This is a genomic window from Albimonas pacifica (assembly GCF_900113695.1).
GTDB classification, from domain to species: Bacteria; Pseudomonadota; Alphaproteobacteria; order Rhodobacterales; family Rhodobacteraceae; genus Albimonas; species Albimonas pacifica.
In genome coordinates this window covers 303,562-315,509 of the sequence record NZ_FOQH01000005.1, presented here as the reverse complement: position 1 = coordinate 315,509, position 11,948 = coordinate 303,562, and the positions used below count along the sequence as shown (strand labels likewise).

Below are 11,948 nucleotides of genomic sequence, written 5' to 3'. Positions count from 1 at the left end.
CGATGCGGCCGGGCGTTCCGTTTTCCGGGAGGCGCCGAGCGCCGTCAGATCAGGATGAACCCGTCTTCCAGCTCCTGGACGCTTCCCAGGTCGGCCGAGCTCCGGAACTCGGCGATGCGGGTGCCGTCGGCGGCGAGCTCCACCGCGAAGCCGCCCGTGACGGCCACGATCTCGAGGTCGTCGAGGGTCAGCCCCGCGACGCCCCAGGCGTCCTCGCCGGCGCGGAAGTCGAGCACGCGGTCCACGGCGTCGCCGGCGCCGTCGAGGCGGAACTCGTCCGCGCCGAAGATCCCGGCGTCGTCGCCCACCATCACGTCCGAGCCCGCGCCCCCGACCAGCACGTCGTCGCCCGCGTGGCCGGTCAGCGTGTCGTCGCCGTCGCCGCCGAAGAGCGTGTCGGCGCCCTCGCCGCCGTCGAGCGTGTCGGCGCCGCCGTCGCCGAACAGCCGGTCGCGGCCGGCGCCGCCCAGGACCTGGTCGCCGCCGCCGCCGCCGTGCAGGTCGTCGTCGCCGTCCTGCCCGTCGATGCGGTCGTCGCCCGAGGCGCCCTTGATCAGGTCGCCGCCGGCGCCGCCGACCAGCAGGTCCGCGCCCGAGCCGCCGAAGATCCGGTCCGCGCCGCCCTCGCCGAACAGCGCGTCCGCGCCGCCCCGCCCGACCAGCGCATCGCGCCCGCCGCCGCCCTCGAAGGTCTCGGCCCGCCCGGCGCCGCGAATCACGTCGCGCTCGCCCTCGCCCTCGACCCGCTCGAGCGAGGCGAGCTTCACGGTCTTGCCGCCCGGCAGCGTCATCACGCCCTTCTTGAGATCGATGTCGACCTCGGCCCGCCGGCCGTAGAGGGCGCGGAAGAACTTGAGGTCGAGCGTGTCGGTCCCCGCGCCGCCGTCGATGCGCCCGGGCCCGGTGAAGAAGACGTCGTCGTTCCCCCCGCCGGCCCGCAGCACCCCGCCCCCGCGCCCGGTGACGAGGACGTCGTAGCCGTCGGTCCCGTCCACGTTCATCGGCAGCCGCAGCAGCGCGATCAGCCGGACCGCGTCGTCGATCGTGGGCTCGCGCCCCTCGAGCACGTATTCCAGCCGCTTGACCGCCTTGCGCACCGCGCCGTAGTCGGCCTGCACGTTCTCCATGATCGCGAAGGTCTTCACGGCGAAGCGGTCGCGCAGCGCCAGGTCGACGATGTCGCCCGGCTTGCCGTTCGCCTTCAGCTCCACCCGCACGTCCATGCGCAGCCGGTCGGAATAGAGCACCAGCAGCCCGGTGCCGTCGCCCTGCGGCGTCACGTCGGTGCTCTTCACCCCGCCCTTGGCCAGCGCCACGATCAGCGACAGCGTCGGCGTGCCCAGCGCGCGCCCCGCCTCGGTCACCGTCAGGACGGTTCTGCCCTTGCCCATGGTCTTCGGCTCCCAGCCGTCAGCGTTTCCCGTTCATTTCCATGAGCGGCCGGAGCGGCGGAGTCAAATCACGCCCCGCCCCCGCAGCCCGGTCCGCGCGCGGCCGATGCGCCGGGGACGCGCCCTTTCCATCCCCCGCCGCATCCGCTAACCGCGTAAGGGAACGGAGGCGCCCGCGACGGCGCGGCAGGGACATGACGATGCTCTACGACACCCCCGACGCCTGGCTCTCGGCCCCGCAGCGCTCGGTCGCGCTGATCGGCATGTCGGGGGTCGGCAAGACCCGGCTCTCCTCGATCCTGCGCGAGGAGGGGGAGTGGTTCCACTACTCCGTCGACTACCGCATCGGCACCCGCTACCTCGGCGAGCGCATCACCGACGAGTTCAAGCGCGAGGCGATGAAGTCGCCCAAGCTGCGCGAGCTGCTGCGCTCCGACAGCCTCTCGATCCGCTCGAAGCTGTCGTTCCACAACCTCACGCCCCTTTCGACCTGGCTGGGCAAGCCCGGCGACCCCGAGCGCGGCGGCATGGACTTCGACGAATACGTCCGCCGCCAGCGCCTGCACCGCGAGGCGGAGATCGCCTCGATGCTCGACGCCCGCGCCTTCGCCGAGCGGGCGCGCGAGCTCTACGGCTACCCGCATTTCGTCTGCGACACCTCCGGCTCGATCTGCGAGGTGGTGGATCCCGACAACCCCCGCGACCCGGTGCTCTCGGCGCTCAGCCGGGCGATGCTGCCGATCTACATCCGCGGGGGGGACGAGCACGTGGCCTCGCTGATCGCGCGCTTCGACCGGGCGCCCAAGCCGATGTACTATCGCGACGACCAGCTGCTCGAGTTCTGGGCCGCCTACCTCGAGGAAGAGGGCTGCGCGCCCGACCAGGTCGACCCCGACGCCTTCATCCGCTGGGGCTTCGCGCGCCTGATCGAGGGGCGCCGCCCCCGCTACCAGGCCATCGCCGACCGCTGGGGCCTGACGGTCGAGGCCGACGAGATCGCCGCCGTGCAGAGCGAGGCCGAGTTCGCCGACCTGATCGCCCGCGCTCTGGACAGACGCGACGCGTCGACTATGTAAGCCCACCCCCGCGGCGCCCTGCCGCGGCCCGCGTCGCCCTATCGCCCAGGTTTCCGCCGTAAGGTTCCGCCATGCCCATCAAGATCCCCGCCGGCCTCCCCGCGATCGAGGTTCTCGACCGGGAAGGCGTGATGGTCATGTCGGACGACGCCGCCGTCCGGCAGGACATCCGCCCGCTGCACATCGGCCTCGTGAACCTGATGCCCACCAAGGTGCAGACGGAGACCCAGTTCGCCCGTCTGATCGGCGCCACCCCCCTGCAGATCGAGCTGACGCTGATCCGCATGACCGAGCACGCGAGCCGCAACACCTCGCCCGAGCATCTCGAGGCGTTCTACGCCCCCTTCGCGGAGATCGAGGCCTCGGGCCGGCGCTTCGACGGGCTGATCGTCACCGGCGCCCCGGTCGAGCGGCTGCCCTTCGAGTCCGTGACCTACTGGGACGAGCTGTGCCGGATCTTCGACTGGGCCCAGACCCACGTGCACGCCTCGCTGGGCGTGTGCTGGGGGGGCCAGGCGATGCTGGCGCACTACCGCGGCGTGCCCAAGCGCGACCTCTCCGACAAGGCCTTCGGCATCTACCGCCACCGGGTGCTCGAGCCCTCCTCGCCCTATCTGCGCGGCTTCTCGGACGACTTCTCGGTGCCCGTCTCCCGCTGGACCGAGACGCGCGAGAGCGATTTCCCCCAGGGCGTGGGGCTGAAGACCCTGATCGCCTCGGACGAGGTCGGCGCCTGCCTGGTGGACGATCCGGGGATGCGGGCGCTCTACATGTTCAACCACCTCGAATACGACCGCGACACGCTGCGCGCGGAATACGACCGCGACGTCGCCGCGGGCGGGCCGATCCAGATGCCCCGGAACTACTTCCCCGGCGACGATCCGACCAAGCCGGTGCTCGACCGCTGGCGCAGCCACGCGCACCTGCTCTACGGGAACTGGGTCAACCAGATCTACCAGACCACGCCCTACGACACCGCGCTGATCGGCCGGGCCGACCGCGCGGCCGAGGAAGAGGCCGCCGCCGACGAGCCCGTCGCCGGCTGACCCGCGCGGGCCCGGGCCGGGCGTCGGCGCCGCCCCGGCGCGCAGGGCGCCGGACGCCTCCCGCCCGCGCGGCCGGGTCCGCCGGCGACCCCGCGCGCGCCCCCGGACCCGGCGCGGGCTTGGATCGCGGCCGCGGACGCCTACCTCAGGCGGAAGAGGGCGGCCCGCCAGGGCCCGTCCGGTCCCGGGTCGCGAAAGGAACGACATGAGCTTCGGCAACATCATCGGCGGGCTGCTGCAGAAGGGCCTCGCGAGCCAGTCCCACGACCGCCTGCGCAGCGGGGTCGGCCGGGCCGAGGCCGGCGGCGGCGCCGACCGGATCCTGCAGTCCCTGCTCGGCGGCTCCGCCGCGCGCGGGGGCTCCGGCGGCGCCGGCGCCACGGGCGGCGGGGGCCTGATGGACCTCGCCCGCCAGTTCCTGACCACCGAACAGGTCGGCGGCATGAGCGGCGCCAAGATCGGCGGCCTCGGCGCGCTGGCCGGCGGCCTGCTGGGCGGCGGGCTGTCGGGCGCGGCCAAGGGCGGCGCCATGGCGGTGCTGGGCACGGTCGCCCTCAAGGCCTGGCGCGAGCACCAGGCGGGCGCCGCCCCGGGCGACACCTCGATCTCCGCCGAGCCCGCGCCCGAGGAGCTCGAAGCCCTCACCGATCCGCGGACCGAGAAGCTGGTCCTTCAGGCGATGATCGCCGCGGCCCAGGTGGACGGCCACGTGGACGAGCGCGAGCTCGACGCGATCCTCGCCCAGATGACCGACGGCGAGGCCACCCCCGACGAGCGCGAGGCGGTGCGCGAGGCCGTGCGCCGCCCCGTCGACCTGCAGGAGATCGCCCGCGGCGTCTCCCGCCCCGAGGCGGCGATCGAGGTCTACCTCGGCGCGCTCCTCGCGGTCGACATCGACACCGAGGCCGAGCGCGCCTGGTTCCGCGACCTCGCCTCCGCCCTGAAGCTCGATCGCGACGTGGTCGCGCGCCTGCACCGCATGACCGACGCGCCGATGGTCTGAGCCGACCGCGGCCCGCCCCCGACCCCTCCCCCCGCTCCCGCCCGGACCGGACGCGGAGCTTCCGCGCGCGGCCCGCGCCGGGCGGACCGGGGGATCCCGGCGCAAGCCGGGGGCGGGCGGGCCGACGGCGCCCGCAGGGCGCCGAGGTCCGACAAGCCCCCGGCGCCCGCCGCTCGCAGCGCCCCCCTTGCCGCGCCTGCGCCCGGCTGCCACGCTGCGCCTCCCTCCCGGCCGGCTGCCGCCGGCGTCGCCGAGCGTCCCGATGCCCTTCTCCGACCTGCTGATGATCGCCGCGATCTATTCCGCCACCGTGCTCTCGCCCGGCCCCTCGGTGATGGCGATCAGCGCCACCGCCATGGCCTCGGGGCGGCGGGCGGCGCTGGCGCTCGCGGCGGGGGTGTGGTGCGGGTCGGTGACCTGGTGCCTCGCGGCGGCGCTGGGGATGTCGGCGGTGATGCTCGCCAACGCCTGGATGCTGGAGGTCGTGCGCTACGCCGGCGCGGCCTACCTCATGCGCCTCGCCTGGATCTCGGCGCGCAACGCCGCGCGCGCGACGCCGCCCGCGGCGCGCGCGGTCGACGGGCGCGACCTGCGCCGCGCCTGGCGGCGGGGCCTCTTCATGCACCTCGCCAACCCCAAGGCGATCCTCTTCTTCGGCTCGCTCTTCGCGCTGGTCGTGGACCCGGCCGCCCCGCCGCTGGCGCTGGCCGAGGTGGCGCTGACCACCGCCACCTGCGGCGCGATCCTGTTCCCCGGCTTCGCGCTCGCCTTCTCCACCCGCCGCGCCCGGGCCGTCTACGCCCGCCTGCGCCGCTGGCTCGAGGGGGGCTTCGCCGTCCTTTTCGCCGCCGCCGGCGCGGCGCTGCTGACCGGCAGCCTCTCGCGATGACCCCCGCGCGGGCGCCGGCCCGCCCGCGGCCGCCCTCCGCCCCCTGCCCGGAGCTCTGCCCATGATCATCGGCCTCGGATCCGACCTCGCCGACATCCGCCGCATCCAGAAGACGCTGGACCGCTTCGGCGACCGCTTCGTGCAGCGCGTGTTCACCGAGATCGAGCAGGCCCGCTCCGAGCGCCGCAAGGAGCGCGCCGCCTCCTACGCCAAGCGCTGGGCGGCGAAGGAGGCCTGCTCCAAGGCGCTGGGCACCGGCCTGCGCATGGGCGTCGCCTGGCGCGAGATGGGGGTCGCGAACCTGCCCACCGGCCAGCCCACCATGATCCTGACCGGCGGCGCCAAGCAGCGGTTCCTCTCCCTCGTCCCCGCGGGCTGGGAAGGCCGGATCCACGTGACGATGACCGACGACCAGCCCTACGCCCAAGCCTTCGTGGTGATCGAGGCGCTGCCTGCCGACCACCCCCAGCCCCCCTACCCCACCCGCGGCTGACCCCCGCCGCGGAGCCCCGCGCCGCCCCCGTCCCCGCCGGTGCCCCCTTGGGGACCGCGACATGGCCCGATCCGGGCCCATGCCCGCCCGCAGGGCGCCTCCTCCCCCCGCCCCCCTCTTGCTCCTGCGTCCCCCCGGCCCTACACATCCGCGCGCGCAGCCATGCGCCCGACCGCCTCAGACGCCGCGACACGACACGGAGCGCGACACGCATGATTTCCGGCAACCAGATCCGGTCCGACTTCCTGGGTTTCTTCGAGAGCCGCGACCACCAGGTCGTGCCCTCCTCGCCCATCGTGCCGCGCAACGACCCCTCGCTGATGTTCACCAACTCGGGCATGGTCCAGTTCAAGGACGTGTTCACCGGGCTGGAGACGCGCCCCTATTCCCGCGCCACCACCTCCCAGAAGTCGGTGCGCGCCGGCGGCAAGCACAACGATCTCGACAACGTCGGCTACACCGCCCGCCACCACACCTTCTTCGAGATGCTGGGCAATTTCTCCTTCGGCGACTACTTCAAGGACGTCGCGATCGAGCAGGCCTGGACAGTGTCCACCCAGGTCTTCGGCCTCCCGAAGGAGAAGATCCTCGTCACCGTTCACGCGACCGACGACGAGGCGGCGCAGCTGTGGAAGAAGATCGCGGGCCTGCCCGACGAGCGCATCATCCGCATCGACTCCGACGACAACTGGTGGCGGATGGGCGACACCGGCCCCAACGGCCCGTGCTCCGAGCTCTTCTACGACCACGGCCCCGAGGTCTGGGGCGGCCCTCCGGGCTCCCCCGAGGAGGACGGCGACCGGTTCATCGAGTTCTGGAACCTCGTCTTCATGCAGTTCGAGACGCATGCGGACGGCTCCTCGACCCCGCTGCCGAAGCCCTCGATCGACACCGGCATGGGGCTCGAGCGGGTCACCACGATCCTGCAGGGCAAGCACAACAACTACGACACCGACCTGTTCACGCCGATCATCGCGGCCTCGGCCGACCTGACCGGCCAGGCGGCGAACGGGCCGATGGTGACCTCGCACCGGGTGATCGCCGACCACCTGCGCTGCGCCTCGTTCCTGATCGCCGAGGGCGTGCTTCCCTCCAACGAGGGGCGCGGCTACGTCCTGCGCCGGATCATGCGTCGCGGCATGCGCCACGCCCACATGCTGGGCGCGAAGGACCCGCTGATGCACCGGCTGGCCCCGGCCCTGATCGACCTGATGGGCGGCCACTACACGGAGCTCCGCGAGGCCGAGGGCCTGATCAAGGAGACGCTCCGCGCCGAAGAAGAGCGTTTCAAGGCCACCCTCGACCGCGGCCTGAAGCTGCTGGACGCCGAGATCGAGGGCCTGGCCGAGGGCGAGAAGCTGCCCGGCGACACCGCCTTCAAGCTCTACGACACCTACGGCTTCCCGCTGGATCTGACCGCCGACATCCTGCGCGGCCGCGACCGCGAGGTCGACCAGGACGGCTACGACGTCGCCATGGCCGAGCAGAAGGCCAAGGCCCGCGCCGCCTGGTCGGGCACCGGCGACGCCGCGAACCTCAAGGTCTGGTACGACATCCGCGACCGGGTCGGCCCGACCGAGTTCCTCGGCTACGCCGACACCCGCGCCGGCGCCACGCTGGTCGCGCTCGTGAAGGACGGCGAGGAGGTCGAGTCCGTCTCCGGCTTCGAGCCCTTCGAGGCGGTCTTCAACCAGACCCCGTTCTACGCCGAACAGGGCGGCCAGCAGGGCGACCAGGGCACGATCTCGATCGGCAAGGGCCTGACGCTGGAGGTGACCGACACGCTCAAGCGCGCCGACGGCGTCTATGTCCACGTCTGCCGCATCGCCGCCGACGACGCGCATGTGGTCCGCGTGGGCGAGAGCGCGACCCTCCAGGTCGGCCGCGACCGGCGCGACGCGCTCTGCGCCCACCACTCCGCCACCCACCTCCTGCACGAGGCGCTGCGGCGCCGGCTGGGCGACCACATCTCCCAGAAGGGCTCGCTGGTGGCCCCCGACCGGCTGCGCTTCGACATCTCCCACGGCGGCCCGATCTCGGCCGAGGAGATCGCGGACGTGGAGCGCGAGGTGAACGCCCGCATCCGCGCCTGCTCGCCCGTCGAGACCCGGGTGATGCCCATCGACGAGGCCCGCCAGTCCGGCGCCCGCGCGCTTTTCGGCGAGAAATACGGCGACGAGGTCCGCGTGGTCTCGATGGGCGGCACCGACCAGGGCGAGAACCACCCCTGGTCGATCGAGCTCTGCGGCGGCACCCATGTGAGGAACACCGGCCAGATCGGCTTCTTCAAAATGCTGCGCGATGAAGGCGCCGCCGCCGGCGTGCGCCGGATCGAGGCCGTGGCCCACGAGGCCGCCGAGGCCTTCGTCGCCCGCCAGTCGGCCATCGTCGCAGGGGCCGGCGCCGCGCTCCACGCCACCCCCGACGAGATCGCCGGCCGCATCGAGGCGCTGAGCGCCGAGCGCCGGGCGCTGGAGCGCGAGCTCGCCGAGGCCAAGAAGAAGCTCGCCACCGGCGGCGGCGGCGCGCAGGTCGAGATGATCGGCGACGTGGCCCTGACCCTGCGCGAGGTCGAGGGGCTGAACCCCAGGGAGATGAAGTCCGCGGTCGACGAGCTCCTGGCCCAGGCGCCCGGCGTGGCGGCGCTGGCGGCGAAGTCGGACGGCAAGGGGTCGATCGTGATCGGCGTCTCGAAGGCCTTCACCGACCGCATCGACGCCGTGACCCTGGTCCGCGCGGCGGCCCCAAGCCTCGGCGCCAAGGGCGGCGGCGGGCGGCCCGAGATGGCCCAGACCGGCGGCCCCGACGGCGACGGCGCCCCGGCGGCGCTGAAGGCGGTGGAAGAGGCGGTGCGGGCGGCGCTCGGCTGACCCCCTCCACGACCTTGCGAGAAGGGGCGGGGGCGGAGACGCCCCCGCCCTTTGCATTTCCGGCGGCGGCGGGGGCGAGCGGTCTACAGGCGCCCTGCGGGCGGGCTTGGCGGGGGGGCGCCTGTGGGCGAGGGCTCGCCGGGACTGCAGAAGGCGGAGCCTCCGGCGGGCTCCTGACTCACCAAAGAACAGGCGCTTTGCGGGAGCCGCGGGCGTTGGCGCCCGGGCGCGGGCGTGGTCTGGTGCGCGCCAGAGGAAACGGCCGGCGCGAGAGGCGGACTGAAAGATGACCGACGACTTCTTTCCCGAGGATGTCATGGAGCTGGCGGCGGAGGTGCTGGACCGCGCCAGGGCGAAGGGGGTGATGATCGTCACCGCCGAGAGCTGCACCGGCGGGCTGATCTTCGGGGCGCTGACCGCGGTGGCGGGCTCGTCCACGGTCGCCGAGCGGGCCTTCGTGACCTATTCGAACGCCGCAAAGACGGAGGTGCTGGGCGTGCCCCGGGCCGTGCTCAAGGAACATGGGGCGGTCTCGGACGCCACCGCGGCGGCGATGGCGGCGGGGGCGCTGGAGAAGTCGCGCGCCCAGCTCGCGGTGGCCGTGACCGGCATCGCGGGGCCCGGCGCCTCGGGGCCGAAGCCCGAGGGCATGGTCAGCTTCGCGGTCGCCGACGCGGCGGGAGCGCGGGCGCACACCGAGCAGTTCGGAGCGCTGGGGCGCGGCGCGGTGCGCGCGGCGACCGTGCGCCATGCGCTGGGGATGCTGAAGGAGGCGCTCGGCTGAGGCCGGGCGCCCGCCCGCCCCGCGGCGCCCCGCCGGGCCCGCGCCGCGGGCGAGCGGCCGGCCCCGGGCGGGCGCGTGGCGCGGCGCCCCCGCTGCGGCTAGGCCTTCGGGCCGTAGAGCACGGCGGCGCGCTGCTCGAAGGCGCGCACGATGCGCTGCATCGCCTCGTTGAACACCACGCCGATCAGCTTCTGCAGCACGATCGACTTGAACTCGAAGTCCACGAAGAAATCGACCTCGCAGCTGCCCGCGTCCACCGGGCGGAAGGTCCAGTGGTTGTTGAGATAGCGGAACGGCCCGTCCAGATAGGCCACGTCGATCCGCCGCTCGTCGGGGTAGAGGTCCACGCGGCTGCCGAAGCGCTCGCGGAACACCTTGAAGGAGATCACCAGGTCCGCCTCGATCCGCTCGGACCCGTCCTCGCGCTCCTCGCGCTTGCGGATGCGGCAGGCGGAGCACCAGGGCAGGAACTCGGGATAGGCGCGCACGTCCGCGATCAGCGCGTACATCTGGTCGGCGCTGTAGGGCATCACGCGTTTTTCGGCATGCGTCGGCATGGGGGAAGTCCTAGTTTACGACCCGCCTCCGAGCGAGGGGGACGGATCGTCGCAACGCCTCTCCCTTTGCGCCCGCGCGCGGGCCCGCGTAGGGTCCCCCGCGGCCAGCGAGGGAGACGCGCATGACCCAGAGCCAGACCGGCGCCGAGGCGACCGGCCAGCGGACCCAGGCGGGCCCCGACGGCAAGCCCTACGTGATCGACCAGATGATCTCGGCGAAGTCCATCGCCGCCCGGGTCGAGGCGCTGGCCGACGAGATCGAGGCGCATTTCGGCGGCACCGAGAAGCTGATCGTGGTGGGCCTGCTGCGCGGCTCCTTCGTGTTCATCGCCGACCTCGCGCGCGAGCTGGACCTGCCGCTGGAGGTCGACTTCATCGAGGCCTCCTCCTACGGCAACGCCATGTCGTCCTCGCGCGAGGTGCGCATCCTCAAGGACCTGCGCGGCGAGATCGAGGGCCGCGACGTGCTGGTGGTCGAGGACATCGTCGACACCGGTTTCACCCTGCACCACGTCCTGCACCTGCTCGAGGCCCGCAAGCCCCGCCGGCTGGAGGTCTGCGCCCTGCTCGACAAGCCCTCGCGCCGCGAGGCGGAGGTGAAGGCGCGCTTCGTCGGCTTCACGATCCCGGACGAGTTCGTGGTGGGGTATGGGATCGACTATGCGCAGCGGAACCGCAACCTGAGCTTCATCGGCAAGGTCCGCTTCGTCTGACGCCGCTCAGACCGGGATCCGCAGCCGGCGCGCCAGCGCCGACAGCGGCAGGGCCAGGGCCGCGGTTACGACCAGCGCGGCCAGGAACGCCCCGGTCGGCGACAGGCCGAGACCATGCTTGGCCCAGAGCACGACCGGGACGTGCACCAGGTAGACCATTGTGGCGACCTCGGCGATCCGGCCACTGGCGGCGCGTCGGCTCGACCGCAGCGCCAGCAGCGCCGCGGCCGGCGCCGCCGCGGCCAGTCCCAGCAACAGGTCAAGCGAGCCCGCGGGACCGAACCGCCCGAGCGTCAGCACGGACTCCGCCGCCATCGCCGCCAGCCCGCCGGCCAGCACCAGCGCCAGGACCCGCCCGGGGATCGCCCTTTCCCAGCCCCCTGCCCGCGCCGCCCAGCCGAGCGCCATGAACGGCAGCCCCACCGTCAGCGCGTTGCGCGTGATCCAGAACGTCGAGACGTCCGCCCAGCCGCCCGCGAGCGACGGCGGGCGGAACAGGAACGCCAGCTGCACCCCCCAGCCCGCCAGGAACAGCGCGGCGCCGAGCGCCGCCAGCCCCCGCCCCGGGACCCCGCGCAGCGCCAGCAGCAGCGCCCCCGCCGGCGCCGCCGCCGCGAGATACCACAGGTGCCCCCAGCCGAAGAGCGCGCGGCCCGCGATCTCGACCGCGCGCGCAAGGTCCAGCGGCTCGGTCCCGATCCAGAAGCAGGCGTAGATCGCCGACCACGCCAGGTAGATCCCCGCGATCCGCCGCAGCCAGCGACCGCCGCCGCCGGGCCGCTGCGCGGCCTCGTGCAGGAACCAGCCGTTCAGCACGAAGAAGCCCGGCACGGCCAGCCGGAACAGCCCGTTCCACATCAGTTGCCCGGCGAGGTCCGAGACCTCGGACAGCGCGTGGGCGTGCAGCCCCACGACCATCGCCGCCAGCAGCAGGCGCAGCGCATCGACGGCGAGGTTTCGCGACAAGCCGGGCTCCTCCGGTCGAGGCCGGCGCAGGCAGGGACGCGCGCCGCGGACCGCCGGCGGCGGACCGCAGACCTTCTCCGGGGGCGAGAGCGGCCGGTCAAGTCCCGCTCCGGGGCGCCGCGCCCGCCGATCCCGCCCGAAGTCGCTGGAAAAGCGCCCC

General features: G+C 73.5%; 11 protein-coding genes. 8 read left to right on the top strand and 3 right to left on the bottom strand.

Annotated features, from left to right (window positions below; all coding sequences use genetic code 11):
• Nucleotides 1–44: 44 nt before the first annotated feature.
• Nucleotides 45–1,391: a calcium-binding protein gene (locus tag BM064_RS12560; protein WP_092860122.1), complete on the bottom strand. Its 1,347-nt coding sequence runs from the start codon at nucleotides 1,389–1,391 to the stop codon at nucleotides 45–47.
• A 200-nt stretch (nucleotides 1,392–1,591) separates the two neighbouring features.
• On the opposite strand from BM064_RS12560, the gene BM064_RS12555 reads away from it, so the two are divergent.
• From BM064_RS12555 to BM064_RS12525, 7 genes are all read left to right on the top strand, one after another.
• Nucleotides 1,592–2,467 carry an ATPase gene (locus BM064_RS12555; protein ID WP_092860351.1) on the top strand — a complete coding sequence of 292 codons (876 nt, stop codon included), beginning with the start codon at nucleotides 1,592–1,594 and terminating at the stop codon, nucleotides 2,465–2,467.
• A gap of 71 nt (nucleotides 2,468–2,538) precedes the next feature.
• Nucleotides 2,539–3,513, top strand: a complete 975-nt coding sequence (locus tag BM064_RS12550; RefSeq protein ID WP_092860121.1) for a homoserine O-succinyltransferase — start codon at nucleotides 2,539–2,541, stop codon at nucleotides 3,511–3,513.
• Between the two features lie 205 nt (nucleotides 3,514–3,718).
• The gene (locus BM064_RS12545; protein WP_092860120.1) at nucleotides 3,719–4,516 is read left to right on the top strand and encodes a tellurite resistance TerB family protein; all 798 of its coding nucleotides are present in this window, start codon (nucleotides 3,719–3,721) and stop codon (nucleotides 4,514–4,516) included.
• Nucleotides 4,517–4,778: 262 nt separating this feature from the next.
• Entirely contained in the window at nucleotides 4,779–5,405 is a 627-nt protein-coding gene (locus BM064_RS12540; RefSeq protein ID WP_218161026.1) for a LysE family translocator, read from the top strand.
• Between the two features lie 61 nt (nucleotides 5,406–5,466).
• Nucleotides 5,467–5,898, top strand: coding sequence for a holo-ACP synthase (acpS, locus tag BM064_RS12535; RefSeq protein ID WP_092860119.1), 432 nt, complete (start codon nucleotides 5,467–5,469; stop codon nucleotides 5,896–5,898).
• A 212-nt stretch (nucleotides 5,899–6,110) separates the two neighbouring features.
• Nucleotides 6,111–8,768, top strand: coding sequence for an alanine--tRNA ligase (alaS, locus tag BM064_RS12530; protein ID WP_092860118.1), 2,658 nt, complete (start codon nucleotides 6,111–6,113; stop codon nucleotides 8,766–8,768).
• Between the two features lie 286 nt (nucleotides 8,769–9,054).
• On the top strand, nucleotides 9,055–9,552 hold the full coding sequence (locus tag BM064_RS12525) for a CinA family protein (RefSeq protein ID WP_245779138.1): 498 nt from the start codon (nucleotides 9,055–9,057) through the stop codon (nucleotides 9,550–9,552).
• 98 nt (nucleotides 9,553–9,650) lie between these two features.
• Here BM064_RS12525 and BM064_RS12520 read toward each other — a convergent pair whose 3' ends face one another.
• Complete coding sequence (locus BM064_RS12520) at nucleotides 9,651–10,109, bottom strand: type II toxin-antitoxin system RatA family toxin (RefSeq protein WP_092860117.1); 459 nt, start codon at nucleotides 10,107–10,109, stop codon at nucleotides 9,651–9,653.
• 206 nt (nucleotides 10,110–10,315) lie between these two features.
• On the opposite strand from BM064_RS12520, the gene hpt reads away from it, so the two are divergent.
• Nucleotides 10,316–10,822: a hypoxanthine phosphoribosyltransferase gene (gene hpt / locus BM064_RS12515; protein WP_245779158.1), complete on the top strand. Its 507-nt coding sequence runs from the start codon at nucleotides 10,316–10,318 to the stop codon at nucleotides 10,820–10,822.
• Between the two features lie 6 nt (nucleotides 10,823–10,828).
• On the opposite strand, the gene BM064_RS12510 is transcribed toward hpt, so the two are convergent.
• On the bottom strand, nucleotides 10,829–11,788 hold the full coding sequence (locus BM064_RS12510; protein WP_092860115.1) for an acyltransferase family protein: 960 nt from the start codon (nucleotides 11,786–11,788) through the stop codon (nucleotides 10,829–10,831).
• Nucleotides 11,789–11,948: the final 160 nt, after the last annotated feature.

Coding starts and splice junctions, on each gene's coding strand:
- acpS (WP_092860119.1), top strand. CDS start 5,467: ATGATCATCGGCCTCGGATCCGACCTCGCCGACATCCGCCGCATCCAG.
- BM064_RS12525 (WP_245779138.1), top strand. CDS start 9,055: ATGACCGACGACTTCTTTCCCGAGGATGTCATGGAGCTGGCGGCGGAG.
- BM064_RS12560 (WP_092860122.1), bottom strand. CDS start 1,391: ATGGGCAAGGGCAGAACCGTCCTGACGGTGACCGAGGCGGGGCGCGCG.
- BM064_RS12545 (WP_092860120.1), top strand. CDS start 3,719: ATGAGCTTCGGCAACATCATCGGCGGGCTGCTGCAGAAGGGCCTCGCG.
- hpt (WP_245779158.1), top strand. CDS start 10,316: ATGATCTCGGCGAAGTCCATCGCCGCCCGGGTCGAGGCGCTGGCCGAC.
- alaS (WP_092860118.1), top strand. CDS start 6,111: ATGATTTCCGGCAACCAGATCCGGTCCGACTTCCTGGGTTTCTTCGAG.
- BM064_RS12555 (WP_092860351.1), top strand. CDS start 1,592: ATGCTCTACGACACCCCCGACGCCTGGCTCTCGGCCCCGCAGCGCTCG.
- BM064_RS12550 (WP_092860121.1), top strand. CDS start 2,539: ATGCCCATCAAGATCCCCGCCGGCCTCCCCGCGATCGAGGTTCTCGAC.
- BM064_RS12540 (WP_218161026.1), top strand. CDS start 4,779: ATGCCCTTCTCCGACCTGCTGATGATCGCCGCGATCTATTCCGCCACC.
- BM064_RS12520 (WP_092860117.1), bottom strand. CDS start 10,109: ATGCCGACGCATGCCGAAAAACGCGTGATGCCCTACAGCGCCGACCAG.